The following is a 23851-nucleotide window of genomic DNA, read 5'->3' on the forward strand; positions in this document are numbered from 1 at the left end:
TGGTCACCATTATCACCGGCTACGCCACGGTTCCCTCGGCGGTGCAGGCGATGAAGATGGGTGCGTTTGACTACATCAGCAAGCCGTTCACCCTGGACGAGCTCCGCGTCATGCTGGAGCGCGCCATGGACGAACTCAAACTTTCCACCGAGAAACGCGTGTTGCGCGAGCGCCTGCGCTCCAAGCATGGCTTCGGCTCCATTATCGGCCGTTCGCCGGAAATGGAGAAGCTCTACCGCATCATCGCCAAGGCGGCGCAGAGCACTCATCCTGTGCTCATCATGGGCGAGACTGGCACGGGCAAAGAGCTGGTGGCGCGTTCGATCCACTACTCCGGGCCGTATCATGACAAGCCGTTCATCCCGGTGGATTGCGGTTCCCTGGTTCCCACCCTGATTGAAAGCGAACTCTTCGGGTACGTGCGTGGCGCCTTTTCCGGTGCGGTGCGCGGTAAGGAAGGATTGCTCGCCACAGCCCAGGGCGGGACTGTCTTATTTGACGAGATCGGCGAATTGACGGTCGACCTCCAGGCCAAACTGCTGCGCTCCATCCAGGAGAAGGAAATCCGGCCAGTGGGCAGCACCAAGCGCGTCCCCATCAACGTGCGCATCCTGGCTGCCACCAATCGCGACCTGATGTCAGCTGTGGCCGACGGCACGTTTCGCCGCGATCTTTACTTCCGCCTGAACGTGCTCGGCCTGAAGGTTCCGACGCTGCGGGAGCGCAAGCAGGACATTCCGCTGCTGGCGGAGCACTTCCTGGAGAGGTCGTCGCGCGGCACCGGCTCGCAGCACACTCTGAGCGAGGAGGTGCTGAACCTCCTGATGGGTTACGACTGGCCGGGCAACGTGCGCGAGCTGGAAAATTGCCTGGAGCGCGCCTGTGCCCTCAGCTCCGGCCCCTATATCCAGACCGCCGACTTGGAATCGCCCATCCAGAATGCCAATTACCGCATGTCGCTGGAAGCGGCCCAAGGGGGTAAGATCCGGTCCCTCGCTGAACTGGAGCGGGAAGCTATTCTGCGCACCATTGAACAGCTCAAGGGCGACAAGCTGCTGGCCGCCCGCCTGCTCGGCATCGGCAAGACCACCTTGTATCGCAAGCTCAACGAGTACGCGGTTGAGGCCTAGTCTAGTCCCTTACCAGATTGTCGGTGCCGCACCCTTTGCGAGGTCGCGCATGAGGACGCGAAGCGAAAGCCAGAGTTCAGGCCAAGCTGCCAATAGGAGTTCCCATACCGGGAACGGGCTTGGCGGTTTGTGATGCAGGTCATCGCGCCAGCCCTCGTCACATGTCAGGATGAAGCTGGCAACACCATAAATTGTTTGATGGAGCGTGCTTATGGCGCGCAAACTCCTTTCCGTCTGTTACGAGCGGTGCCTACCCGACAGCACGCTAAAGTTTCTAGAGCGAGGCGGGTGCAAAGTAACGTGCGCCTGCGGTGTCGGGGCTGCGCTGCAATTCTTTGCCACGGCAGAGTTCGATCTCATTTTGGTTAACCAGACGGTATCCGGCCCGCAAGAGCATCTCTTCGTTAAGTTAGTGAGAGAGAAGAGCGAGATTCCCGTGGTGTTTGTCAGCGGAGAAGTGGTCGCCCGGCCGATGGGTGTGAATGTCTGGCTGAAACCACCCGTTTCCCCGGAGGAACTACTGCGGGTTATCTGCGAACTTGTCCCTGCCTATGGCCGCGCTATTTCGGGTTCCCCTTGACTGCTGGGCGATTCGGCCACGCGCTGCTCCTGCGGCGCCTCGCTTCAGGCGCAGCCGGAGATTAGGCTTTGTTGCGTCACGTTGATTCGTGAGCTAGGGCACTGATCGAGGTTTGGCAAGTGTGAAAGAATCCCGCTGCGCAACGGGAGGTCAGTATGCAATCTGCCGACTTCGAGCGCTTGGCAATCGATCACACCCATGCGTACGTCTCGATCTGCCGATCCTGCCTACAGTTTGTGGCGGCAGCTCCCAATCTCGCTCAGCTTGCCATTGCAGAGAACCAACACCACTGCTCGCAAGGGGTGAAGAAGCCGCCCGCGAGGGTTGTGCCTGGACGGCGGCAAGCGGTTTCGGCGCGATTCTGAAAGCGTCTCGGGTGCCTGCCCTTTGAATGGCCGGGGATCAACAACAAGCTAACTCGCAGATTCTCTCGGATTGCGACAGAGGCGAAAGCCTCCGGACCGAAGCCAGCAAATTCGCGGGTCTGGAATACCTTCATTAGAGAAATTGGGCTCCAAGAAAATAGTGCAGGTTGACTTCAGCTAACCTTGGGACGGAAGATGGCGTCCAACAAGCTTTGAGCGTGGCGGTAGAGTGCTGCCAACTTCAGGAAGCGCCACTCACGGTAGTTTCGGTCACACACAACTTCTTAGGTGGGGGAGAGAGGCGTCTACTTGGCCAGCACAGGTGCCAATCCGAAGGGTGCCAATGGGGCCGCCGTTCGGGTATTGGTAGCCGACACCACGCCGATGGGGAGCCAACTGATTGTCGAGGCATTGCGCCAGGACAGCCGCTTCGACGTTGTGGGAGTGCTGGCGTCGCCTGATCGATTCGCGGGATTGGTTTCCGGGCTCAACCCCGATGTCACGGTTGTGGGTGTGAGCGGGGATGGCAGTGCGCGGAAGGGCTTTGCTTTGCTGCGGCACAGACTGGCTCGCTATCCCGGGGTGAAACCGGTATTTCTTCTCGACAGTTCAACGCCCGAACTAGTGATCGGGGCTTTCTGGGCGGGTGCGCGCGGCGTGATCTGCCGGGGCGACGGAACCGATGCCCTGCGGAAATGCATCTACGTCGTGCACCAGGGACAAGTCTGGGCCAATAGCGCCCAGTTGGGCTTCGTGCTCGATGCCTTCTCGCTGCAATGAGTAAACCCTATTGCGCAGTACAAGGTATACGCCTTGCATTCCAAAGGCAAGGCAGACGTGAGGCGCTGCGTCTGCGAGATGCTGACCAAGCCTTCAGTTGGCGGCCAATTGTGTGCCGCAGGCCATAGCCATGTTGCCGAGCTTGCAGACGCTGTCGATCTGCTGCAGCCGGGTGGACGGCTCGAGCAAGATGCAGCGCGAGGTGTGTCCAATCGAGCGCGCCCAGCTCACCACCTCAGCGGCGCTGACGTCGCGCAGATTGGCGTCCAGGAGAACCAGGTCAAAGGAGCGGCTGGCAAGCAGAACCTGCGCGTCGGCACCGCTCCAGGCAAGTGTGGTTTCGTGTCCTTCGGTCTCCAATAACCATTCCAAGGACAAGAGCACGCTCTCGTCATCATCTACGATGAGCACGCGGTAACGAGCATTCTCACGGGACATTGGAACCTCCTCGACGTGCTCGGTTCCGGGGAGCAGTCTGCACGTGCGTGCCGTCAAAGGTCACGGTCAAGTGGGAAGCGCAGTTCGGGCAAAGCCAGAAGCGCTCAATCCGATGTCGCAGGGTGGAAGGCTGGCCTCCCGAACGAGGATGAAGCTCGAACTGAAAAAGGCGACCGGCGTTCAGGTAGCGGAAGGGAGCTTGGCACTGCGAATTGGCACAATGTGACACCATAACGCTACCCAATCCGGGCCGGTTGGCTGCGCGGCATACCCCGCAGCGGCTCTACATGAAGTGACAACAGGTGATTTGGTGGAACAGTCCAGGGAATAGGCCTTGCCACGTCGGTACTTACGTTTCCGCTCTTCGCGACAAAGTGTAAAGGCCCCCGTGGCGTAACTTGGCGCTTGTGATGCTATCCCATATCCCAGATGGATTCAAGACTTCGCGCGTAACTTTAGTACATGTCCTTCCGTAACTAGAAGGTATATCTCATAGTGAACCATTTCAGTAAAAGCTGATTCATTCACGATCGGGCAGTTTCAGAATTGGTGTAGCCAAGAGAGGAAACACCGAGATCCCTCGACGCGGGTTTCCCGCGCTGGAAGAAAGGTGCGGGAGCCCTCCCTCGCTCGGGATGACATCGGCTAGCGAAAAGATTAGACGGCTGTGAAGCGCCCATTATTCGCGGCTGTGGGTGGTACCGCTGAAGCTGTGCCCTCCCCAAAATCATTTATGAGATAGCCATAGCTCCTGCATGGAACCTGCCGAACGAAGCAGGAGGTCTGCAGGTAAAGGCGTCGGCGGGCGCTTATGATTCAGCGGGCCGATGCAGTGCGAGGCTCAGAGCGGAGAGCTTGGGCGCGGTGGAGTTGATCGAGAGCGCGGTGGTAACCGGCAACGCCGGGAGTGAGATCAATGGCAGCGCGCAGGCGGCGCTCGGCGGCATCAAAGTCTTGCTGCTGCAGGTCGATGCTGCTCAGGACGAACAGGGCAGTCGCGCGACGGCCGGTATCCGTCTTCATGGTCACAACTCGATCCAGGTAGAGACGGGCTCGCTGGTAATGACGCAATTGGTAGTAATAAGTGCCGAGAGAGAAGGTGAGCCGGTCAGAGTTGGGCGCTAATTGCAGGCCGCGTTGCAGGGTGCCCAGCGCCTGCTCTTTTTGTCCGCCGTAAAACTGCGCCTCCGCGAGTAAGTCAATGGCTTCGGGGTTGGTAGGAGCAAGCTGGACGGCGCGGGTAAAGACCGAGAGGTCCGAATCCCAGACGCGCACCTCGCGCGCGCTGAGGACGGCCATCACCAGCACCAGCGCCAAGGCTAGCGCTGCCTGGGCAGACTCGGCGGGGACTGAGGCGGTCCAGCGAATTTGCCGGAGAGCCACCGCCAACATCAGCGCAACCGCGAAGGACGGCAGGTAGAGATGGCGGTCGTGCAATTGCACCCACTGAAATTCCCCCACTACTGGGATGATGGTCAACAGAAACCACACCGCGGCGAACTTCAGAATCGGCGAGCGGCGCGCCCAACGCCAGTAAAGGGCGGCCAGGGCGAGCAACGCGATGGCCGGGAGCAACACGCGCGCAAAGGAAAAGCGATCAACAACCGTGATGGGGTAGAGAATGCTGAGGCGCACCGGCCAGAGGATCTGACGCAGGTATAGCCAGAACGCTGCAGGAGCGGTGAGCAGAACTTCAGTTGCGGAACCGGGGACGACCCACTCGCCGAAACCGTGCAACACCTGAAGGCGCGCGAGCAAGAAGAGGGCGACGGCGAGCGTCGCGGGAGCAGCCATGCCGGCGATGGCGAGAGCGGATCGCCTTCGTCCCTCGGCCGGCATCCAAACCTCCAACGCCACCAGGATCGCGGGAAGGACCACGGCGGTTTCCTTGGTCATCAAAGCTGCCAGGCAGAAGAGGAAGGAAGCGAGCGTCCAAGGTGCGGCGTGTTGCTTGCTTTCACGACTTCGCAGGTAAGTCAGCAGAGCGGCAAAAACGAAGATCGCCTGCAGCGGCTCGGTGGCGGCGGTGATCCAAGCGACGCCCTCCACCTTGGTCGGATGAATGGCGAAGCAGGCGGCGGCGATGGCAGCGGCCAAGTCATCATGCAGGAGCGCCCTGGCAAAGCGGTACGCCAGGTAGACGGCAAGCAGGTGGGTGAAGAGCGCGCAGAGATGAAACCAGCCGGGCGCCTGGGTGAACAGGTGTTGCACCAACCATAGCCACGCCAGGTACATGGGGCGGTAGTGGCGGGCCGGGATGAAAGCATCGGAAAAGCCCCACAACTGGCCGGTAAAGATGTGCTTCAGGCCCGACCAGGAATCCAGCCAGGGGTTGAGCAGGATGGCGACATGATCGTCGTAAACAAAGTCGAAGGTGACGGTCTGCAAGTAGACGGCAAGCAGGGAATAGAACGCGACGCGGAGGGGTGCTTCGCGGTGGAGCCAACGGTGGGATGAGAAGACGGCCATCAGGCGCGACCACCGGTACAGGCCGGCGAGGACAGCACGATCATACCGTCATCAACTCCCGGCGCGTAGGGCTGAAGCACAACCGGATTCGCACGCTGGGCCATGTACCGCAATGGTGCGCTTTGGGCGGAAGAAGACAGGAAGCAGGCGCAGCGGCGTATAGACTCACGGTAGTGTAGTTGTGGGTTGCGAGTAGCTCGAAACTCGCTATTGCGGAGCTGCAGGAATCATTTTTGAAACGAGTCTGGTGAGTGGGAAGGTATGGTGAGGTGAGGAATGAAGCGGTACATGCGAATCGTTTGCGTCCTGGTGGTGGCGCTGGCTTCGGCGGCAGCGGTGGGGCAGGCGCCGGGCCAGTCGGGAAAACATGACAACCGGGCGGCGGCGTCGGCGGTGGACGAGCAGGAAGTCCAGGCGCTGGCAAACGACGTGGCCCGGATGCGCACCATGCTGCGGCAGATGGAGATGAACCTGGCGATGGTGCAGACCACGCAGACCCCGCTGAAGCACCAATTCGACCTGGAGATTGATATGTGGCGGGTGGTGCTGGACGGGATGGAGCGTCGTTTGCAGCGGTTGCGGGGGACGCCAACGGGTGGCGTAGTCCCGCCTGACACGGTTCCGCTTCAGCAAGACTCGAGGCAGGGAAGACCGTAAAAACCTGCCGCCGCCACCTGGTGCATAGTTCGATGCCGGTTGAACGGAATGCAGTACTCACGCGGCAGACAATTTCTGCGGGTACAATAAAACGACGGGCCCGTAGCTCAGTTGGATAGAGCATCTGCCTTCTAAGCAGAGGGTCGCGTGTTCGAATCACGCCGGGCCCGCCAGATGACCCACCAGGGCGGGTTTCATCGCGCCCCGATACCTACCAACGGTTGGGCGGATTGGGTGCAGCTATTTCAGTGAAGCAAGTTTTGTTTGGCTCTTGCCAGCCAATACTGCTTCTCTTTCTGAAATTCCACCTTGGCCGCCGATATCGGTATATGAACCGCTCGATATTCGCCGCCCGGCTGCGTCTCAGAGCGTACGGCCTCTCTCAGAGTTCCCTTGGGAGAGGTGAGATAAAAGGTGAGGCGAGACCCAACCTTCTGATCCCAAGTCCAAATTACGATGTCTTCAGGAATTTCCTTGCGGACATTGAAGGTTCTGATCACCTGTCCTTCCCGGTGCGAAGCCTGCTTCACATCGACCGCCGCCGGAACTGGGACGAGGCCCAACATTTGAGAAATATTGGGAGAGATTTTGGCGTCGTCTCCATCCCGCAGAACCAGTGCCGAGAACTGCCGAAAGGGCGCCTTGTCATCGCCAGCGTGCTCGGAAGCCAGTGAAAGCGTGGCAATAACCAAGAGACTGAGGACAAGCTGGAGCTGCCGCATGGGAGAGATACCTTCCTCGACCGCTGGGGTCTGAAAGACCTTCTTGGTGCATTGAAGAAATAAGATTGTCAAAACTCCGAGGCGGGGTCAACCCCTGGTTCCGAGCTTGAATTGGAGCTCAGATGGGCTAATCGTTCCACCCGGCCTTGCTTTCCTAGATTCCGGTCGTGAGCGCGAACGGCCCGCAATGAGCGAGGAAACAGCCGCTTTTGCCCGGGTCGACCCGATGACGAAGACCGGCCCCCAAGACCGGCCCAAGAGGCATTTCCGAGCGGCGCTGCTGAAATCCTCCGCACTAGAGTAGATAGTCCTAACAGAGTTTCTACTCCTTGACCCACCTTAGGGATGACCTCATATTCACAAACGCTCAGTCGAACTACCTGCTCGCTCCGGCGAGCAAGCGCTCATCTTTCATTGAATGACGGCCCGGTTGAGCCGGTCCACGCCTGCCAATACATGGAATCGACCAACGGCACTCGTAGTAGGAGGGGCAGCATGGGTAAGAGGAAGATTCACCAGTTCTGCTTGCTGGCGCTCTTGGTTTGCGTCGTAACTGCCATCGCTAGCGCACAGTCATTTCAGGTTCAGTGTCCAACCAGCACCATCACGCACCCCGTAGCGGCGAACAACAATTCAGAGCCGGCCTACACAGGGCCGACGACATTTGCGACAGGCGCCGATGGGTATTTGGTGCCGACTGCGAAGGTGAACGGGGCGATCAAGTGCCAACAAATCTCCGGTGGCGACGGTTTCGCGACCATGGGCGACGGCACGCAGACGTACCTGTTTGCCTTCGGTCCTCTGTCGGGACTGTATGACATGGCGAACGGCAAGCCTGGCACCCAGTTCCCGAATGTATTCAATTCGCTGTATCCGGGAACGCTGAAGCCGGGTGATCCCGCCACCAGTGCCGGGGCAATGGACGCTCCGTACACCCAAGGCGCCTACTCGAATCCGCTCGCCTTTAACTTCAACGGCGCCGTGGGATTGTCAGGCGATCAAGCGGTATTGGTTCCTGGGGCAGGAGGTGGCGCGACGGCGACCGCAACGCTCGCCGGAGGCACTGTTACAGCCATTACGGTCACCAACGGCGGCAGCGGCTACAATTTCCCGCCCGAGATAACCTTCAGTGCACCTACAGCTTCCGGAGGCACTGCGGCGGCCGGAGCCGCGACCATTGCAGGCGGCGTCGTAACCGCGATTGAGGTTACCTGGCCCGGCTCGGGGTATACAAGCACACCGACCATCACGATCGCTCCGGCAGCAAACGTCTGTGCGTCCGCCACTCCCGCCAGCAACTGCATCACCGGACACGTCGATGTCCGGGCGATCATGGATGTCGGCACGCTGAATGGCAACATGCCGGCGCCTCTGATGGCGGTTGACGAAGATGACGAGTTCTTTCTGACCCTGACCAATGTCGGCCAACCGATGCGACCGGACTTGTTCGAACAGCATACGGTCCACTGGCACGGCTACCCCAACGCTTCTGCCTTCTATGACGGCGTGCCGGATGCTTCGGTGGCCATCAACATCGGTGGCAGCTTTACCTATTACTATCTGGCGCCTGAGGCCGGTACTTACTTCTGGCACTGCCACATCACCCCTCCGGAACACTTGCAGATGGGCATGGTTGGCCAGATCTATGTGCGTCCACGGCAGAACCGGGTGCAGGCGGGTGCAAGCCTCTACACGTCGCTCCAGCAACAGCAGGGCGATAATCGCACGAAGTGCGATTCCGGCGACATCCTGTGCAGCAATCCCCTGCCGGCAGTGAATACCGGGGCGACGCAATCCGCAGGCAAGAAGTATGCCTACAACGACGGCGACGGCACCACCCGCTACGACGTTGAGTATCCCCTGCAGATCCACGGCTTCGATCCCAACTTCCACTTTGTCGGCATGACCTTCAACCCGGAAAACTTTACCGACATGAAGGACAAGTACTTCCTGCTGAACGGGCGGAGCTACCCCGACACGGTGACGCCCGGTCCGCTGGCGACCCAGACCACGGATGGGTCGATGCACTATTCGCAGCCGCTGCCGTCGATCATCAACATTCCAGCCGGCGGTAAGGCGCTGCTGCGCATTTCAGATCTGGACGTAACCGAATATCAGACGTTGGCCTCGCTGGGCATTCCGATGCAAGTGATTGCGCTGAATGCCAAGCTGCTGCGGGATCAGGCGGGCAACAACCTCTACTACAACACCAACTCGATCACGCTGGCTGGTGGCGAGTCGCTCGACGTGATTCTGGACGCCAGCGATACCTCGAAGTATCCGTCGGGCAGCGTGTTTTACCTCTACACCCCCAACCTCGACCATCTGTCCAATGACGCCGAGAACTTCGGTGGGCTGATGACCGAAGTTCGGATTAATTAGGAGCGCGGCAATGAGGGCGACGAAAATGACAAAAGCGATCTCGAAGACACGGCTGCCTCTGGCGGCGATGGCAGTAGTAGCGTTGTTGCTGACGGCGACGGCGGCATTCGCCGCGGCTCCTGGCATAACTGGTCCGAACTTTAACCTGACGGCGACGGCGGCTTACGTCTCCCAGCCGGACGGGTCAGCGGTGTACTCCTGGGGGTACGGTTGTAGCGGCGCGCCAAGCGGATTTGCCCCGTCCGCGATCTCGGGCGCGTTCTGCAACACCATGCAGATGCCCGGGCCGACGCTGATCGTAACCGAGGGGCAGACGGTCCAGGTGACGCTGCACAACAATCTGCCGGGCGCGGCGGGCAACACGTCGATTCTTTTTCCCGGCTTTTCACTGCAACCGTTCACGGACGGCGTTCCGGGACTGCTGACGCAGGAGGCGGCGCCGGGCGGCACGGTGACCTACAGGTTTACCGCTGCTACGCCGGGTACCCGCGCCTATTACAGCGGAACACAAGGCGACTTACAGATCGAGATGGGGCTGTATGGGGCAATCATTGTCCTGCCCTCCGCCGTCCCCGCCGCCTGCACATCGGGCGTACACGCTTCAAACTTGGCAGCGCAGAGCCACTGGGGTGAGTCCGATTTCCGGCTGGCAGCGGCGGCCTACGACCACCCTGGCACCTGCTACGACCGGGAATACCTGTTCCAGTTCTCCGAGATAGACCCGAGAATTCACCGGCAGGCAGAAGAACAGTCCACCAGGGGCTGCACTGGCTGCATGACCGTGGCCACCGAGCCCTACGTTCCCGCGTACTACATGGTCAATGGCCGCTCGATGCCGGACTTGATGGATCCCAACTATGCTCCGGAATACCCGCACCAGCCCTACAACGGCAACCCGCACATGCATCCGGGAGAGTTGACGTTGTTGCGCATCGTCGGCACGGGACGCTGGCAGCATCCGTTCCACGAGCACGGCAACCACGTGCGCATCCTGGGGCGCGACGGCAACTTGATTCTCAGCGCGACCGATCCGAACAGTCTGGCCGGACCTCTGCTGTTCACCACGACTACGACTCCGGGGCTAGCCATGGACGGAATTTACTACTGGAGCGGTAAAGGTCTGAACTGGGATCCGTATGGTCACAACCCAGCGTCCGGATCAACGCTGCCCTGCACACCGGATGCTAACGGCTACAACACCGGTGCTCCGAATGCGATCAATTACTTCGAGTGGTGCCAGGATCACAACAAGCCGCTGCAGGCTCACCCGTTCGGCGACGTGGCGGGCGGCGGTCCGGTAACTCTGCCTGATCCGAATATCTTCGCCAACGGCCCCTGGTACGGCGGCAGCCCCTATCTGGGGCCGGACGCGACCACGCGTGCCGTCGGTTCCACCGGTACGACGCCGCCATCCGGAACGGTAGCGAATCCGCCCGATTCAGAAGCTGGATTTGCGTTCATGTGGCACTCCCACAACGAGCGCGAGATCACTACCAATAACAGTTTCCCTGGCGGCATGCTGATGATGATGCTGGTTGACAGCCGGGAATTCGTCATCGACGAGTCGAATTAAGTGAGGAGAACAGCAATGCGATTGAACGATTTCAAAACTAGCCTGAAAACAGCGGTACTCGCAGTAACTATTCTCCTCCTCGGAGTGGGCGTGTCCGCCGCCCAGCAGGTCAACCTGACTGCGGGGCCGACGACCGCAACCCTGCCCGACGGCAACACGGTGCCGATGTGGGGCTATAGCTGCGACGCCGTGCAGCCGACTGGCTCCACTGCGACGTGCGCCAAGTTGAATCCGGCGGCGCCAGGCTGGTCGCCCGTGGTGATTACGGTGCCCACGGGATCGAACCTGACGATCAGCCTGACGAACAGCCTGACGTTTCCGACGTCAGGAACGCCGACCAACGTGCCGACCTCGCTGACGATTGTGGGTCAGTTGGGCGGCGGGCTGGGAACGGCGCCGGTGAGAACGCCGAGTCCGACCCACGCTGCACAGGGAGCCACGTGGCCTGCTGCGGACCCCACTACGGTGAATAATCCTCCACCGCAGCCGGACCGCGTGCAGTCGTTCGCCACGGAGGTGGCGGCGGGTGCCACGACAGCCCTCACGTGGACAGCGCCTCGGGCCGGTACGTATCTGCTCGAGTCGGGCACGCATCCCTCGATTCAGGGACCGATGGGCTTGTACGGCATGGTTGTGGTCACCGACGCGGCCAGCGGTACAGCTTATCCCGCTGTGACCTATAACTCGGAGGTCCCGCTGCTGTTCAGCGAAATCGATCCGGTCCAAAACAGATCGGTCGACGCAGCGGTTCGTACGGATGGCTTCAGTGAGACCAGGGTGTGGTCAGGCCAGCCGGGCGGCTGCGGGAATCCCGCGTCTGGAGCTGGCGTGTATCAAACCTGCTATCCGCCGGCGGTGAACTACGCGCCGCTGTACTACATGATCAACGGCGTGGCGTTCGACAAGACAAACGCGTCGGCCTCGGTGTTCCCGGCTTCGCCCGCAGGAGGAGCGGCCGGAATCTTGGTGCGCATAGTTAACGCCGGCCTGCGCAGCCACATCCCTTCGATCGTGGGTGCAAACACCACACCGGTCATCGTTCCGAGCGGCGGTACAGCGACAGCGGTTCCGGGCTTCGGACTGATTGCGGAAGACGGCAACCCGCTCCCAGGCGTGACCCGAGTGCAGAGCGAAGTATTCATGGCGCCGGGCAAGACCTACGATGTGATGATCGATGCGCCCGCCGCCGGACAGCCGCCAATTCCGGTATTTGACCGTATGGGGGGCTTGTCGGGCAACGCGGTCAACCGCGACGCCGGAATGCTAGCTTATATCAGCGCCAACGGCGCGACGGCAGTCACCTCGACCGCAGCGGGCGCCGTTGCGGATACCTATCACGCTGTAGTGTCCGGCAAGACGCTTACCGTGTCGGATCCAGCCAAGGGCGTGCTGGCGAATGACACCAATGTATACGGCGCAAAGGTCGTAGGCGTAGTGGCTGGGCTGACTCTCAACCTGGATGGGACGTTTAGCTACACTGGCGCCCCGACCACGTTCACGTATTGCGGTAACGGTGCAACGTCGGGGCCGGCATGCGCTCTGGTGACTCTGGGCGCGGCAACCATTGAGACGGCTGGCCACATCCACGTTAACCCCGACAGTTACACTTCGAGTGTAGCCTCATCCCTGAGCATTAAGTCGCCCGGCGTCCTGGACAATGATACAGACGATGCGGGCTACCCGCTCACAGTGGACCCCACGACCATCGGAGCAGTGTCGGCGGGCTTGACGGTTTCTATGGATGCGAGTGGCGCGTTTACCGCCACAGCCGCCTCGACTGGTGTCAAGTCCTTTACTTACAAGGCGCGGAACTCGCAGGGTACCCTCAGTGCCGGAAGCGCAACCGTGACGCTCAACTTCCCGGCGCCGAGCAATGTTGCGGTAACGCTGGTGGACGGGATAACCAAGGCTCCGCTTGATCCTCAAGACTATCGCTGGATTATTGAGGAAGACCGCACCTTCTATGTCGACCCCAATTGCCAAGCGAACCCCCTGCCGGCGGGCTGTCCCACGGCAACTCCCCAAGGAGTCCCCGGTGTCTTTGGAACCAATTTCCACACCAGCTACATGCCGGTTGTGGCGCAGGGCTGCGTAGGGACGACCTCCTGCGAAGATGGCCAGACTCTGCTCGGAGCGGCGGCGGCGTGCGACATCGCCAACGGCGTTTGCAGGACCGGCCCGTCTACAAAGACGGCAGTGGATCCCGGCGAGGTTGTTCTGGATCCGAGCAAACACTATTACATCTCGGTTCTGCCGGGCGACGCGATGGACCCGGGACATGCCATGGGCGGCGCCTCGATCGCCTACATCGGTGGCTCCTGGCGGAACGCGCAAGCACCTACTGTGGACGGCGTCGCTGTGATCGTGGAGCCTCAGAACCAGCACCCGGCTAAAGTCTCGGTGTTTGTATTTGAGGACGACCATCCGCTCAACGGTGAGCATGATGCCAGCGGCGGAGTTGACGTGATTGCGCCCAACGAGCCCGGCCTGGGAGGGTTCAACATCACCATCCAAGACCTGGTGGGCGGCTCGGGTGACTCTGCCGGACAGATGACCTACGACGAGTTCAACCAGCCTTTGTCGAACGCGCTGGCGGGAACCATCGATCCGGTCACGCACCTAGACGCGTGCCCCATCGTTGCCAATCCGAGGACAGGATTTGACGGCGCCACTAACGATGCGGGCATCACGGGCGTGATCCCTGTCTGCCCGAAGTATGAGGCGGACGGGTTAACTCTCTCACCGCTGGCGGGCCAGGCGATCGTTAACAACGTGCCGCCTGGAAGGTACGGCATCATAGCCACGCCCGCGGCTGACCGGATTGCGCGCGGTGAGGAGTGGTTGCAGACTAACACCCTGGATGGCGGCAAGGACCACGAAGCTTTCATCCGGATCAACGAGCCGGCCTATTTCCAGGAGTTCGGTCCGGCAAGCTTCCACGTCTCCATCGGCTTTGCCAATCCGAAGTTTATCAATGACCAAGGTTTTGTACTGTGCAACGGCACCGGGCACCCAGCCTGCAATCAGACGGTGACGGGAATAGTCACGGGCGCACGCATGAGCCGGCCGTCGGATGAGAGACTGTATGGCTCGGGTACGCGCGATGAGTTTAGTTACACTCAGTGCTACGCCAGCCTGGGAAGCCCGGACGGCGCTGACATCGCGTTCGCAAAATGTAACCCCGACGATGGAACGTTTACCCTGACGGGAATCCCCGCTGGCGATTGGAGACTTACCATCTTCGACCAGTGGAACGATCAGATCGTAGACGGGATTTCGACACCCGTCCGCGTGGGCGCAGGCACAAACCAGAGTTTGTGCCATGGATCGCAGAGCTCTGGCACGGTCTGCGATATGGGAGAAATTGCGGTTAACGGGTGGAAGAACAACCTCTACACCCGGACGTTCTTTGACGTGAACGGTGATGGCGTATCGCAGCCCAACGAGCAGGGGCTCTCGTTCGTGCCCACCAACATCCGGTACCGGGACGGCAGCATCTCCAACCTTAACAGCACAGACCTGGCCGGTTACGCCGGCTTTAACGAGGTCTTCCCGATCTTCAACTGGTACGTAATGGAAACGGATTTCGCGCGTTACAAGGGCACGGGAATCCACGTGATCAACGACGCAGGCGGGCCGGTCGACGGCTCCTCCGCGTGCGGGCAAACGGGCTTCCCGGCGTGCGGGAACTCCACCCTGGTGGCAAATCTGGCCAGGACCGCCGAGGATTTCTCCGTGCCGGCGAACCTGCGGGTTCCTGGCGCAGTCTATTGCGACAATGCGGACTGTAACGGGTTCTCGATCGTCAATGGACCTGGCAGCAGCCAGCCCGGCTCCACCGGCCGCATCGATCCGCCTTCGGCTACCAGTTACGGTTGGCAGAGCTTTATGGGGCAGAATCAGTACCTGGAATTCGGCAAGAAGCCCTTCGCGCCTGGGGAGAACGGCGGCATCCGCGGGCATGTCGTGTATGCCTCGACCCGCCCGTTTGACGACCCGGCGCTGCTGCTCCAGCTCACCTGGGAGCCCCAGGTTCCGGGTGTGACGATTAACCTTTACAAGGAGGGTTTTGCGGCGGACGGAGTAACTCCAACCCTCACCAAGGTGGACACCACCACCACCACCAGTTGGGACGACTGGGCGCAGGGCTTCCGCTCCAATGGCGTGCCCAACATGAACTGCCCGGGTCAGAACCCATCCGACCCCTTCTACAATGTCACGCTGAATAACCAGCCCAACTACTTGAACTGGTACAACGCGCAGCACGGCGGGCCGGCCGTGACTTCGCTGCCGAACAACTCCCAGTACAAGTGCTATGACGGCATGCACAACTGGAATCAGTTGCAGCCGGCGCCTTACGACGGCATGTACTCGTTCCCCAGCGTCACCGGCATCGATCCGACGACGGGAAAGCCGTCGGGCACGAACTGCACGATTTGCACGCCGAACACCGCGGCAGCGTCAACAGATTGGGATCACAACCTGCCGATGCTGCCGGCGGGCAAGTACGTAGTGGAAATGATTGTTCCGCCGGGCTACGAACTGGTGAAGGAGGAGGACAAGAACATCCTGCTCGGTGACACTTACGAGGCGCCAGTGACCTCGCAGTTCGCCGGCTTCGGCAACATCTTCATCATGCCGGACCAAGCCTCGGTGGCTGCCACCTACAACGCCAACAATCCCCTGAATTCGACGACGGATTTGGGTGCCACGCCCCGGCATGAGGGTGACACCGGAAGCGTCGAAACCTTCTGGCCGTGCGTGGGCACGAAGCGCGTTGTTCCCGACTACAACAGCCTGTTCCCGTTGGCAGGGCAGAACGCGCCGTTTGCCGGAGCCACGCGTCCGCTTTGTGATCGCAAGGAAGTGACCCTGGAAGACCAGATGTCGGTGCTGGCGAAGTTCTACGTGTTCAGCTCCACCCACGTAGCCGCTCACTATACCGGCATCATTACGGACGATTTCACGGCGGAATTCGACCCCTTCTCGCCGGCATTCGGGGAGAAGTTCTCGCCGGCGAACCTGCCGGTATCGATCAAGGATTGGGCGGGCAACGAAATCACCCGCGTCTATTCCGACGAGTTCGGAATCTACAATGGGCTGAACTACTCGTCGTTCTCCGTCAACCCGCCCGACCCAAGCGGATACATCCCGACGATGATGGTCATGTGCATGAACGACCGGGGCGGTGACGCGACTGCGGATCCGTTCTATCAGTCGGTCTACAGCCAGTTCTGCTATGAATGGTCGTTCATGCCGGGGCAGACCGGGTACCTGGATACGCCAGTCATACCCACGGCGGCCTTCGCGCCGAACTACAACCATCCCGACTGCGCTTACCCGAATGCCACGCCGGCGATCGCCGAGGTGGATGGTGACGGAGTTGGACCTTGGGTGAGCGGACCTGGCCAAACTCTGACGATCCATGCATTGCCCGACCAGGATGTGAACAACTACGCTTATTCCGGACCCGGGAGCAGTACGGCTCCCTTCAACCAAAAGACCATTAGGCGCCACTATGGCTTTGGCGCCACAGCGGGTACGGTTGCCCTTGTCGGCAGCGATGGCGTTCCCCACCCCCTTACCGGTGTGAGCTGGAGTGACACACAAATCACCGGCACTGTGCCGAACGGCGTGCCGGACTGCGCCGTTCAGCAACAGCCGGTATTCGGAGGCCCACCTGCGGGACAGCCCGAGAGTTGCGGTGAATTGATCATCACAACCGCTGCAGGCCAGAAATCGATCGACACCGTGACGGTGACGATCGGAAACGGCCATACCGGAGGCAGCGCAAGCAAAGCGCCAAGGCGGCTACTCGCAGGACAGACAATCCAGTCGGTCATTGACGCCGCCGATCCTGGCGACCTGATCATTGTGCCTCCGGGGACTTACCATGAATTGGTGCTGATGTGGAAGCCGGTCCGGCTGCAAGGCGTGGGAGCGGCCAGCACCATAATCGACGCCAATGCGCATCCATCGGGCATTCTGAATGACTGGCGGCTGCGCGTGGTTTGCCTGTTCGGATTCGCGCCCACCGGCGTGCCGGAGGGGTACGATCCTGCTTGCGGAACGGGCTGGAACCACTTCATCCCGACGCCCACCAACCCGCAGGTGGATCGCATACCCAGTGAAGGCACTGTCGGCTGGGACGCCACGCTGAACGGCAACCTGGCGGAACAGTTGCAAGAGCCATCGCTGATGGGAGCCTATGAAGGAGCGGGAATCACGGTGTTGGCGAAGGGAGTGCGTTTCCCCAACGGATCGAATCCGTTCGATCCCGTTACGGGCGCGGAGGGAGCCTTCGTAGACGGCACCACGCTTCTGACGAACAGCAACCAGGACTGCGGCAATGGACACAACGCCAATCCGTTCCCCAGCAACTTCCAGTGCAACCCGTCGCGCATTGACGGCTTGTCTATCGCTAACAGTTCCCAGGGTGGTGGCGGCATCTTCATCCACGCTTGGGCGCATAACCTGCAAATCGCCAACAATCGCATCTACAACAACCAAGGCACGCTGGCAGGCGGCATCGCCATCGGCCAGGGTGAATTCCCTCCCGAGATAATCCAGGGAGACGCCACACTCTTGGCTCCGGGTTCCTGCCAGTCCAACGGCCCCGCGGGTACTCAGCTCCCGTACTGCCATAACCTGAATGTGAACGTGCACCACAACGCGGTCACGAACAACGCGTCCGAGGGCGATGAGCTATTCTCCGCCACTCCTTCCGGCGCGGGCGGCGTCGTCTTCTGCAGTGGTGCTGACAACTACCAGTTCAACTACAACTGGGTGTGCGGCAACCTGAGCACCGGCGACGGCGCCGGAGTTGCCCAGACTGGGTTCGCGTGGAACGGTAGCATCCAACACAACAGCATCCTGTTCAACCAGAGCACCAACCCGACCACCCCGAGCAACGGAGGCGGCCTCATGATCATGAGCGCTCCGGATACCGATCCGACGTGTCCCGGGGAGCCTGACGCGGATTGCAGCCACGCCTACGGAAGCGTGGGCGATGGCATCGGTCCCGGACTGGTTATCAATGCCAACCTGATCATGGGTAATGCCGCGGAAGCCGGCAGCGGCGGTGGCATACGCTTCCAGGCTGTCAACGGGGTGGAAGTGTCCACGTTCCCCCTCCTTCCGCCGCTCTGGTACTCCGTCGACGTCACCAACAACATCATCGCCAACAACGTTGCCGGTTGGGACGGCGCTGGCGTGTCGTTGCAGGACTCCTTAAAGGTGAACCTGATCAACAACACGATCATCTCCAACGACTCCACCGCGTCGTCAGGGACGCTGTTCGGCGCCTTCTTTGCCACCCAAGCAAGCGCCCCGACGCCCTGCCCGCGCGATGCCCAGGGCGCCAACATTCCCTGCGTGCCGCTGTCGGATCCCCAGCCCGCTGGGCTTTCGGCCGCCGGGCACACTGCGGAGTTCTTGGCGTCTCTGCCGGCGAACGTCATTTGCCCCGCGGGTCATGCGAGTGGCGCCCTTAGCGACCTTCTGAACGGCGATTGCAGACAGATCTCGTTCCCGATTCTGTACAACGATGTGTTCTGGCAGAACCGTGCCTTCAACATCGTGGTCACAGACCCGAGTGCGGGAGCCCAGCAGGCGACGGTCACGCTGGTTCCCTCGCTGAATCAAAGCACCACGGGCCAGTGCGTCACTACTGGAGCCTCCTACTGGGATATCGGCCTGCGGGGCGACCATGGAGTGAACAGCCATGACTCGGGCTTCACGTTCGCGCCGCAGGCGTCGGTGCTAACCGATATCACCAGCTATCCCGGAGGCGGCCTAGGCTTCCGAGCGAACACGGCGAGCTTCTCCCCGGGCGTTGTCCAGCAGTACTGCAATGGCTCGAAAATACCGCCTGAGGCGGGTGCTGGGGCATGGTACGTGGTGCCCCCGGGGACCAACGAAGGGAACGTGCCGACGCCCGTCTTCAGTCTGACGGCGGGAGCGACCGTAGACGAGGGCAACAACTGGATCAATATCGGTTGGGGTCCGTTCTCACTGATCACCCCGACCACGGAGAGCGCCCCGCCCGCGGTGTCCTCAGGGGAGACCATGCTGAGCAACTACTCGTTGGCAGCGGGTTCGCCGGCCATTGATTACATCGGGCCCGTGAACTCCACGGCTACTTGGGCGGTAGCGCCGAATACCGATTTCTTCGGTAACGGGAGGAAGGGGAACCTGGGCAGCGACAACCAAGTGGACGCCGGCGCGGTCGAGTTTACGGGCGTGGCGACACCAGCGCCAACGCTGGCTTCGATTGCTCCCACCTCGGGCGCGCGTGGCACCAGCGTTTCGGTGACACTGAGCGGGACCAACCTGACCGGAGCCTCGGCCATCAACGTGTCCTGCGCGATTAACCTCCTCTGCACCAACGGCGTCACCGTCAGCAATCTCACGGTGGTGAACGCCGCCACGGTCACGGCGACTTTCACCATCGCCTCCAACGCCTCGATCAACCTCTTGGCGAACCGGAACGTCACAATCACTACGCCAGGCGGAACCAGCAACAACGTGACCTTCACCGTGACCCCACCCCCGGTGCCGACGCTGACTGCGATTAGTCCGAGCCAGCACGTCCGCGGGTCAACATTCACGGTGACCCTCACCGGTACCGGCCTGACGGGGACTTCGGCAGTAGCCGTGTCGGGAACTGGCGACTCCGAAAGCAACATCGTCGTGGTGAATGACACGACGGTCACCGTAACCTTCACGCTTGCGGCTAACGCAGGGGAGACGGCGAGAACCGTCACCGTCACCACGCCGGGTGGAACCAGCAACGGCCTGACGTTCCAGGTGGGGCCGCACCTCGACTCCATCGCTCCCAGCTCGCACGCTCGCGGGTCGTCATTCTCGGTGACTCTCCACGGTCAAGGCCTGACTGGGACCACGGGAGTGGTGGTATCTGGTGCCGGCGTGACTGTCAGCAACGTTGTGGTTGTGGATGACAGCACGGTCACGGCAACCTTCGCCATCACGGCTGGCGCGAACACCAACAACCGGAACGTCCACACCACTACGCCACCGGGCGGAACCAGCAACAACGTGACGTTTACCATCACGCCGTAAAAGAACCCGTCGAGGCCGGACATCCGAACCTGGATGTCCGGCCGGTACGGGAATCCAGGGCCGAGCTCAAAAGAGCTGTAAGGGCAAGGGAAATCGGGACTGAGATGTTGAGAAGCCTAGGCTGCAAAACGAGTGCTATTCGCGGATGTCATAGCGAGGAGCACTTTTGTTTTCTTGTGGGCGGTGCAGGGCCAACCAGCCCGGGCCGCCTGCGCGACTTTTCTTGTACCCCTATATTTTTCCGCACCCTTTCATGCTCGCACAACATCTCTTGACCACCCCCCAGGTCAGAGTGGAACGAGGGATAGCAACCATGTTGTACCGTCATCTAATACCAGGCTCGAACGTGATAGTGCTGGTAGGAATTCTGGCTTGCGGAATTCTGGTCTCACCGGCGCAAGCCCAATCGGCTGCCCCGGCGGCCGTAAAGCCCGCGGCGGCTGCGGCTTTCACGCGCAATCGGCAGAACATGCCGCCAAAAGCACGCCAGCATTACGCTCTCATCTGGGGCGTTGACTCGCTGGCGGTTAAGTCGGTGGAGTCGGGCGAGATCATCCGCTTTACCTACCGCGTGCTCGACCCGGCGAAGGCCAAGCCCCTCAATGATAAGAAAAATGAGCCTTCTTTGATCGACCCGCGGGCCGGTGTCAAGCTGGTAGTTCCAGCCTTGGAGAAGGTTGGCAAGCTACGCCAAGCCACCACGCCCGAGGAGGGCAAGGTGTACTGGATGGCCTTCTCGAACAAGGGTGGGTACGTGAAACCGGGGCACCGGGTCAACGTGGTAATCGGGCAGTTTAGGGCCGAAGGTCTCATCGTTCAGTAGGACTCCCCCCCTACTTCAAAACTCACGCGTGACAAATAAGGAGCGATCATCGATGTCCCGAAAAACGTTAGTAGTCGGCAGCTTTCTGGCCCTGGCAGTTTCCTTCGCCCTGGGTGCGGATGTGTCGTCATCGGCGGCCAAGCTGACGGCGGAGCAGGTCATAGAGAAGAACATTGCGGCGCGGGGTGGGCTGCAGGCGTGGCGGGCGGTACAGACCCTGTCCATGAGTGGCAAGATGGAAGCCGGTGGGAACGAGAGCCCGACGCGCCGGGCGCAAGGGGTAAGAACCGGTGGCGTGCAACTGCCCAAGCGCTCGGCGGAGCAGGCGCAGTTGCCCTTTCGTCTGGAACTGAAGCGCACGCGCAAGTCGCGTCTGGAACTCGACTTTCGTGGTCAGACCGCGATCCAGGTCTACGATGGCACCCACGGCTGGAAACTCCGTCCCTTCCTCAACCGGCATGAAGTAGAGCCGTTCACGGCCGAGCAAATGAAAGTGGCAGCGATGCAGTCGGATCTGGACGGTCCGCTAATGGACTACGCGGCGAAGGGGACCAAGGTCGAGCTGGAAGGCGCCGACAAGGTAGAGGGCAGCGACACCTATCGCCTGAAGCTGACCTTCAAGAACGGAGAGGTCCAACATGTGTGGGTGGATGCAAAGACATTCCTCGAGACCAAGTTAGAAGGCACGCCCCGCCGCCTTGACGGCAAGTATCACCGGGTAGAGATCTATCCTCGCGACTACAGGGCAGTGAATGGCTTAGTGATGCCCTATGTCATGGAGACGAAGGTGGAGGGAGTCAGTCAGACAGAGAAGATCGAGGTTGAAAAGTTTTCCGTCAACGCGCCGGTGGAGGACTCTCGCTTTGCCAAGCTGCAATAGGACGTCTGCCGCGAAACGGATCTGTTTCGGCCGGGCATTCTTGAGTGTGGTGCTGGCATTGCCGATCCTCCTGCCGGGTGCGCCCGTTCAAGCTCAAGTGGCTAACACTGCCGGCTCGAAACGGCGGACGCCTGGCAGTCACAGACGCTTCGGCATTGATGATCGGGTGAAAGCGTTAGCCAAGAACCTGGACTTGAGCGAGGCGCAGCAGGCTGCCGTGAAGAAGATCCTGGAGCAACGGCAGCAGGAGACGATGCGCCTCCGGCTTGACTCCTCCATTTCGGGAAGCGCTCGGATCCAGCAGTTTCGCGCCCTCCAGGACAGTACGGTGCAGAAAATCCGCACTGTGCTCAACAAGGAGCAGAGGGAGAAATACGATCCGCTCGCAGCGCGAAGAGTACAGCCCGCGCCGGATCAGCGGAGTGTAGAGGATTGGCTCAAAATCACTACGCGGTAGTGAGGAGTCAGGAAGGTTGTTGTGCCCACCATTATTGGCCGGCTCGCGGCAATCTGACGTAACTCAGTGACGAAGGAAAAAAGCATGAAGTTTAGGACAACCAGTCTGGCGGCAGCGTTGCTACTCGGTCTGATTCCGGCGGTTTGCCGGGCGCAGGAGTTCTCCGCTGACGTCGTGTACTTTGCCCCCAGCAGGCCGAATGCGCCAACGGCCGGAACCGGGACCTCATCCCGCCCTTCCTCGAAGCTCTACGTCAGCAAGGACAAGATGCGTCTGGAGACGCGCGGAATGGCCGAAACAATCCTATTAGTGGACAGAGGAGAGAACACCGCCGTCGCCATGTTCCCGGCGAGGAAGGCGTACCAGCCACTGGCTAGTGGTCCGTCGGAGTATTTCCGGGTGGAGAACCCGGATGATGCTTGTCCGGAGTGGCAGAGGGTTGCGGAGCAGAAGATGGTCTGCGAAAAAGTGGGTCATGAAACGGTGGATGGGCGTGAAACGGTGAAATACCGGAACAAGGGCGCGTCAGACGCTGCGACCTCTGCGGTCTGGATCGATGCGGCCCTCAAATTTGTAGTTAAGTGGGAGGGCGCCGGCGCCGCCGCCGAGGTGCGCAATATTAAGGAAGCGCCGCAAGCGGCGGATTTGTTTGCCGTGCCGTCAAGCTACCAGGGTCTCAAACCCCAGAAGGGGAGTTCCAAAGGCTTCGCGCAGCGATCGCGATAGGCTTTCTAACGCTTTCAAGGAGATTACGAACATGAAGGTTTCGAGAGCGGCTGCTGCAATCGTGATTTTGTCGGCGGCAGCGGTTTGGGCCCAGGGAAGCTCGTCTGCGGGCGCATCCAGTGTCGATGCGCCGGCAAGCAGCGGGCGTCCGATCGGTTCTAGGATGGCAATTGCAAGCGCAACCGAGAACGGGCCCAAGAACAGGATGACGAGCGGGCAGACTTCACCCGCGCTACTGCGCATGCAGGAAACAGAAGCTACGCTCAAGAAAATGCATGCGCTTCTGATGCAGATGCGCGCCAAGGCCGGACCGAGTGGCTCCAAAGACGCGTTCACCAAGGCCAACCTGGACATGTGGCAACTGATGCTGGGCCAGTTGGACAAGCAATTCGAACTGTTGAAGGCGGAGACACTGGCGCACGAAGAGCTCGCCGCTCGTCGCGCCGCTTTGTACAAGCAAGCGGAGGTCAAGGCAGCGTTGGAGGCTGCCAGGGCGCGCAGCGCGAGCGCCATGGCGGCGAAAGCGGGAGCCGCCGGGCAGGGTGCAGCCGGTCCTGCCGGTCCAGCCGCGGCAGGTTCGACGGCCACTCACAGCGAGACGGAGAAGACGTCAGCGCCGGACTCGTCCTCGCCAAAATAGGCACGGAGTTTTGATGGGCGGAGCAAACCTTGCTCTGCCGCCCCGGGGACATGCGATGAAAAAAACCATGTACGTAGTTGCCGTGGGGGTGCTCGTGGTCTTGTCCTATGCGGCGGGATGGCGGCACAGCGCGCGACCGGCGGCGGCG

Annotated in this window: 15 protein-coding genes and 1 tRNA gene; 13 read left to right on the plus strand and 3 right to left on the minus strand. The window is 60.8% G+C overall.

Annotation, left to right across the window (positions count from 1 at the left end; genetic code table 11):
- The 3 genes from LAN64_17590 to LAN64_17600 all read left to right on the plus strand — a co-directional run.
- On the plus strand, positions 1-1130 hold a 1130-nt coding region (locus LAN64_17590; GenBank protein ID MBZ5569644.1), incomplete at its 5' end, for a sigma-54 dependent transcriptional regulator.
- 211 nt (positions 1131-1341) lie between these two features.
- Positions 1342-1710 carry a hypothetical protein gene (locus LAN64_17595; protein MBZ5569645.1) on the plus strand — a complete coding sequence of 123 codons (369 nt, stop codon included), beginning with the start codon at positions 1342-1344 and terminating at the stop codon, positions 1708-1710.
- Positions 1711-2384: 674 nt separating this feature from the next.
- Positions 2385-2855, plus strand: coding sequence for a hypothetical protein (locus LAN64_17600; protein MBZ5569646.1), 471 nt, complete (start codon positions 2385-2387; stop codon positions 2853-2855).
- A gap of 93 nt (positions 2856-2948) precedes the next feature.
- Here the strand turns inward: LAN64_17600 and LAN64_17605 are convergent, their stop codons facing one another.
- Complete coding sequence (locus LAN64_17605; GenBank protein MBZ5569647.1) at positions 2949-3293, minus strand: response regulator; 345 nt, start codon at positions 3291-3293, stop codon at positions 2949-2951.
- A gap of 816 nt (positions 3294-4109) precedes the next feature.
- A complete protein-coding gene (locus tag LAN64_17610) occupies positions 4110-5762 on the minus strand; it encodes a hypothetical protein (protein MBZ5569648.1) in 1653 nt (550 codons plus the stop codon).
- Positions 5763-6038: 276 nt separating this feature from the next.
- Here LAN64_17610 and LAN64_17615 point away from each other — a divergent pair, with 276 nt between their 5' ends.
- Both LAN64_17615 and LAN64_17620 read left to right on the plus strand, forming a co-directional pair.
- Positions 6039-6419: a hypothetical protein gene (locus tag LAN64_17615; protein ID MBZ5569649.1), complete on the plus strand. Its 381-nt coding sequence runs from the start codon at positions 6039-6041 to the stop codon at positions 6417-6419.
- Positions 6420-6515: 96 nt separating this feature from the next.
- Positions 6516-6592: transfer RNA gene (locus tag LAN64_17620), tRNA-Arg, on the plus strand.
- 72 nt (positions 6593-6664) lie between these two features.
- Here LAN64_17620 and LAN64_17625 read toward each other — a convergent pair.
- Positions 6665-7141, minus strand: coding sequence for a hypothetical protein (locus tag LAN64_17625; GenBank protein ID MBZ5569650.1), 477 nt, complete (start codon positions 7139-7141; stop codon positions 6665-6667).
- Positions 7142-8317: 1176 nt separating this feature from the next.
- On the opposite strand from LAN64_17625, the gene LAN64_17630 reads away from it, so the two are divergent.
- The 8 genes from LAN64_17630 (at position 8318) to LAN64_17665 (ending at position 23703) form a co-directional block, all read left to right on the plus strand.
- On the plus strand, positions 8318-9523 hold the full coding sequence (locus LAN64_17630; protein ID MBZ5569651.1) for a multicopper oxidase domain-containing protein: 1206 nt from the start codon (positions 8318-8320) through the stop codon (positions 9521-9523).
- Positions 9524-9548: 25 nt separating this feature from the next.
- Complete coding sequence (locus LAN64_17635; GenBank protein ID MBZ5569652.1) at positions 9549-11096, plus strand: multicopper oxidase family protein; 1548 nt, start codon at positions 9549-9551, stop codon at positions 11094-11096.
- Positions 11097-11111: 15 nt separating this feature from the next.
- Positions 11112-20177 carry a hypothetical protein gene (locus LAN64_17640; GenBank protein MBZ5569653.1) on the plus strand — a complete coding sequence of 3022 codons (9066 nt, stop codon included), beginning with the start codon at positions 11112-11114 and terminating at the stop codon, positions 20175-20177.
- A 469-nt stretch (positions 20178-20646) separates the two neighbouring features.
- The gene (locus LAN64_17645; GenBank protein MBZ5569654.1) at positions 20647-21000 is read left to right on the plus strand and encodes a hypothetical protein; all 354 of its coding nucleotides are present in this window, start codon (positions 20647-20649) and stop codon (positions 20998-21000) included.
- 52 nt (positions 21001-21052) lie between these two features.
- A complete protein-coding gene (locus tag LAN64_17650; GenBank protein MBZ5569655.1) occupies positions 21053-21880 on the plus strand; it encodes an outer membrane lipoprotein-sorting protein in 828 nt (275 codons plus the stop codon).
- A gap of 166 nt (positions 21881-22046) precedes the next feature.
- Positions 22047-22337, plus strand: a complete 291-nt coding sequence (locus LAN64_17655; GenBank protein ID MBZ5569656.1) for a hypothetical protein — start codon at positions 22047-22049, stop codon at positions 22335-22337.
- Positions 22338-22421: 84 nt separating this feature from the next.
- A complete protein-coding gene (locus LAN64_17660; GenBank protein ID MBZ5569657.1) occupies positions 22422-23063 on the plus strand; it encodes a hypothetical protein in 642 nt (213 codons plus the stop codon).
- Between the two features lie 163 nt (positions 23064-23226).
- The gene (locus tag LAN64_17665; protein MBZ5569658.1) at positions 23227-23703 is read left to right on the plus strand and encodes a hypothetical protein; all 477 of its coding nucleotides are present in this window, start codon (positions 23227-23229) and stop codon (positions 23701-23703) included.
- Positions 23704-23851: the final 148 nt, after the last annotated feature.

This window comes from Terriglobia bacterium, from assembly GCA_020073185.1.
In the GTDB taxonomy this organism is placed as follows: domain Bacteria; phylum Acidobacteriota; class Terriglobia; order Terriglobales; family Acidobacteriaceae; genus JAIQGF01.

Coding starts and splice junctions, on each gene's coding strand:
- LAN64_17635 (MBZ5569652.1), top strand. CDS start 9,549: ATGACAAAAGCGATCTCGAAGACACGGCTGCCTCTGGCGGCGATGGCA.
- LAN64_17615 (MBZ5569649.1), top strand. CDS start 6,039: ATGAAGCGGTACATGCGAATCGTTTGCGTCCTGGTGGTGGCGCTGGCT.
- LAN64_17660 (MBZ5569657.1), top strand. CDS start 22,422: ATGAAGTTTAGGACAACCAGTCTGGCGGCAGCGTTGCTACTCGGTCTG.
- LAN64_17625 (MBZ5569650.1), bottom strand. CDS start 7,141: ATGCGGCAGCTCCAGCTTGTCCTCAGTCTCTTGGTTATTGCCACGCTT.
- LAN64_17645 (MBZ5569654.1), top strand. CDS start 20,647: ATGCCGCCAAAAGCACGCCAGCATTACGCTCTCATCTGGGGCGTTGAC.
- LAN64_17605 (MBZ5569647.1), bottom strand. CDS start 3,293: ATGTCCCGTGAGAATGCTCGTTACCGCGTGCTCATCGTAGATGATGAC.
- LAN64_17640 (MBZ5569653.1), top strand. CDS start 11,112: ATGCGATTGAACGATTTCAAAACTAGCCTGAAAACAGCGGTACTCGCA.
- LAN64_17650 (MBZ5569655.1), top strand. CDS start 21,053: ATGTCCCGAAAAACGTTAGTAGTCGGCAGCTTTCTGGCCCTGGCAGTT.
- LAN64_17665 (MBZ5569658.1), top strand. CDS start 23,227: ATGGCAATTGCAAGCGCAACCGAGAACGGGCCCAAGAACAGGATGACG.
- LAN64_17610 (MBZ5569648.1), bottom strand. CDS start 5,762: ATGGCCGTCTTCTCATCCCACCGTTGGCTCCACCGCGAAGCACCCCTC.
- LAN64_17595 (MBZ5569645.1), top strand. CDS start 1,342: ATGGCGCGCAAACTCCTTTCCGTCTGTTACGAGCGGTGCCTACCCGAC.